This is a genomic window from Streptomyces sp. 13-12-16, from assembly GCF_002114215.1.
Lineage (GTDB): Bacteria > Actinomycetota > Actinomycetes > Streptomycetales > Streptomycetaceae > Streptomyces.
Genome location: NZ_NCTE01000307.1, coordinates 1 through 2,851, shown reverse-complemented (window position 1 = coordinate 2,851; position 2,851 = coordinate 1). Strand labels below are relative to the sequence as shown.

Genomic DNA, 2,851 nt, shown 5'->3' with positions numbered 1-2,851 from the left:
AAGGCGCTCGCGGCGGTGGGCGTGCGCTGAGCCGGCCCCGCCGGCGGCCCCGGACGGCCGGGGCCGCCGGACGCCTGTGACCGACGTCTCGGCCACAGAAGCCGCTCGCGGTGGCAAGGTGGACGTCAGTCGCAGGGGGAGTCCACCGCACCACGGAGACCAGCGAGAAGCCATGACCACGAACGCAGCCACCGTCACCCGCGCCCGCACCGGCGGCCCCCGGGAGGACGGCCCGAAGATCCTCGAACACGCCATGGGATGGACCCTCGTCGTGGTCCTCGCGATGTTCATGACCCAGCTGGGACTGCTTTAACCCCAGGTCACGGGGCTACCGGCCCGAGCCCTCAGGATGACCTGACATACTGCGGCGGGATGTCCCGCCGTCCGCAGGAAGACCTGGGTCGAAATTGAACATCAGCCGGCAGTCCGCCGTACGTCCCGCGGCACGCGGTACCGAGCGTTCGTCCGCGCGTCGCGCCGAACTCATCGCCATCGGGCGGAGGTTGTTCGCGGACACGTCGTACGACGCGCTCTCGATGGACGACATCGCGCGTCAGGCGCAGGTCGCCAAGGGGCTGATCTACTACTACTTCCACTCCAAGCGCGGCTACTACCTGGCGATCATCGAGGACTCGGTGGCCGGTCTGGTCGGCTTCGCCGCGAGCGGTGCCGGACTGCCGCCCGTGGAGCGGGTGCACCGCACCATCGACAGCTATCTGCGGTACGCCGAGCACAACCAGGCCGCCTACCGCGCGATCGTCAGCGGCGGCGTCGGCTTCGACACCGAGGTGCACGCCATCCGGGACGGGGTGCGCGAGGCCATCGTCGCGACCATCGCCGAGGGCGCCTACGGCCGTACGGACATCGCGCCGGTGGCGCGGATGGGCCTGCTGGCCTGGGTGTGCAGCGTGGAGGGCGCCGCGCTCGCCTGGATCGACCGCGGTGAGCTGTCCCGCGAGACCATGAGCGAGCTGCTGGTGAGGACGCTCGGCGGGGCCCTGCGTGCCATCGAGGAGCTGGACCCCACCCACCCGGCCCCGGCGCCCGCCCGCCGCGACGCCTGAGACGGCCCCGGCCCTTGATCGGTTCCCTGTGCGAGATGTCACCTTTCGGGTGAATGTTCCGTTCGGTGAGCGCACGGAAACTTTTTTGAAGTAAGCGGTCGTTAACAAGTGACTTGCTGCAGCCGATCGGGCATACTCGCAGCGCACAGCCGCTGGTCAGCAGCTTCCGAGACCCGGGAGTGCGAGCATCGGCCAGGCACCGATACGACCCGGCGGAGCCGCCCCCACCCAAGGCGCACGCCGATGTGCCCGAACAGGGAGGAGAGCGTCGCCATGCCCGACCGCGCCCCGCAGCCGGTGGACCGGCAACTGCCCACGGACGAAGCCCGGGACCTCATCTCGCTCGTCCGCGACATCGCACAGCGCGAGGTCGCCCCGCGGGCGGCCGAGGAGGAGGACGCGGGCCGCTTCCCCCGCGAACTGTTCACCCTGCTCTCCGAGTCCGGCCTGCTCGGCCTCCCCTACGACTCCGAGTACGGCGGCGGAGACCAGCCGTACGAGGTCTACCTCCAGGTCCTCGAAGAGCTCGCCGCGGCCCGGCTCACCGTCGGCCTCGGTGTCAGCGTGCACACCCTGGCCTCCTACGCGCTCGCCGCCTTCGGCGCCAAGGAGCAGCAGGCCGAGCATCTGCCCGCGATGCTCGGTGGCGGCCTGCTCGGCGCCTACTGCCTCTCCGAGCCCGCCTCGGGCTCGGACGCGGCCTCGCTGCGCACCAGGGCCGTGCGCGAGGGCGACGACTGGGTGATCACCGGCACCAAGGCATGGATCACCCACGGCGGCATCGCCGACTTCTACACCGTCATGGCCCGTACCGGCGAGGAGGGCCCGCGCGGCGTCACCGCGTTCCTGGTGCCCGGTGACGCCGAGGGGCTGAGCGCCGCCGTGCCGGAGAAGAAGATGGGGATGAAGGGCTCGCCCACCGCCCAGGTCCATCTCGACGGCGTCCGGGTCCCCGACGCGCGGCGCATCGGCGAGGAGGGGCAGGGCTTCGCGATCGCCCTGTCGGCGCTGGACGGCGGCCGGCTCGGCATCGCCGCCTGCGCGATCGGCCTGGCCCAGGCGGCGCTGGACGAGGCGCTCGGCTACGCGGCCGAGCGGCGGCAGTTCGGCAAGCCGATCGCCGACTTCCAGGGACTGCGCTTCATGCTCGCCGACATGGCCACGCAGATCGAGGCGGGGCGCGCGCTGTATCTGGCGGCGGCCCGGCTGCGCGACGCGGGGCGGCCGTTCGCCAAGCAGGCCGCCATGGCCAAGCTGCACTGCACCGACACGGCGATGCGGGTCACCACCGACGCCGTGCAGATCCTCGGCGGCTACGGCTACACCGCGGACTTCCCCGCCGAGCGCTACATGCGCGAGGCCAAGGTCCTGCAGATCGTCGAGGGCACCAATCAGATCCAGCGCATGGTCATCGCCCGCCACCTCGCGGGCCCGGAGACCCGCTGAACGGGTCGGGCCCCCGCCGGGGCGCGGTGAGCCGGGTCCACTCCGGGTCCTGCCGCCCGGGCAGCGTGCGGCCCCGGTCCGCCCAGGTCCGCATCAGATCGCGGTAGATCGGCGGATCCGGGAGCCGGGGCGGCGCGGGTGCCACCGCCTGGGCGGGCGGTGGCACGAAGACGCGGCGTTGACGCCCGGTCGTCGAGTGCGTGGGGGTCGTCATACCCGGGCAACGCGGGAGCGGTCGGACGGGTCACCGACCCCCGGAACAGGACGTGCGTTCGCGGCCGTCCCGCGCGGACGGGGGCGGCGGACCGCGCCGCCCCCGCACCGGTGCGCGCTCAGGCGGC

At 72.5% G+C, this 2,851-nt stretch carries 3 protein-coding genes; all 3 read left to right on the top strand.

All coding sequences use genetic code 11. The features are described 5' to 3' along the window. The first annotated feature begins 172 nt into the window (after nt 1-172). The 3 genes from B7767_RS44595 (at nt 173) to B7767_RS13205 (ending at nt 2,510) form a co-directional block, all read left to right on the top strand. Entirely contained in the window at nt 173-313 is a 141-nt protein-coding gene (locus B7767_RS44595; protein ID WP_107486059.1) for an SCO1431 family membrane protein, read from the top strand. A gap of 94 nt (nt 314-407) precedes the next feature. Continuing rightward, nucleotides 408-1,064 carry a TetR/AcrR family transcriptional regulator gene (locus tag B7767_RS13210; RefSeq protein ID WP_085572358.1) on the top strand — a complete coding sequence of 219 codons (657 nt, stop codon included), beginning with the start codon at nt 408-410 and terminating at the stop codon, nt 1,062-1,064. Between the two features lie 273 nt (nt 1,065-1,337). After that, nucleotides 1,338-2,510, top strand: a complete 1,173-nt coding sequence (locus tag B7767_RS13205) for an acyl-CoA dehydrogenase family protein (RefSeq protein ID WP_085572357.1) — start codon at nt 1,338-1,340, stop codon at nt 2,508-2,510. Nucleotides 2,511-2,851: the final 341 nt, after the last annotated feature.

What these genes read in the sequence shown, in the direction of transcription:
- B7767_RS44595 (WP_107486059.1), top strand. Translation starts at nt 173, where the DNA reads ATGACCACGAACGCAGCCACCGTCACCCGCGCCCGCACCGGCGGCCCC.
- B7767_RS13205 (WP_085572357.1), top strand. Translation starts at nt 1,338, where the DNA reads ATGCCCGACCGCGCCCCGCAGCCGGTGGACCGGCAACTGCCCACGGAC.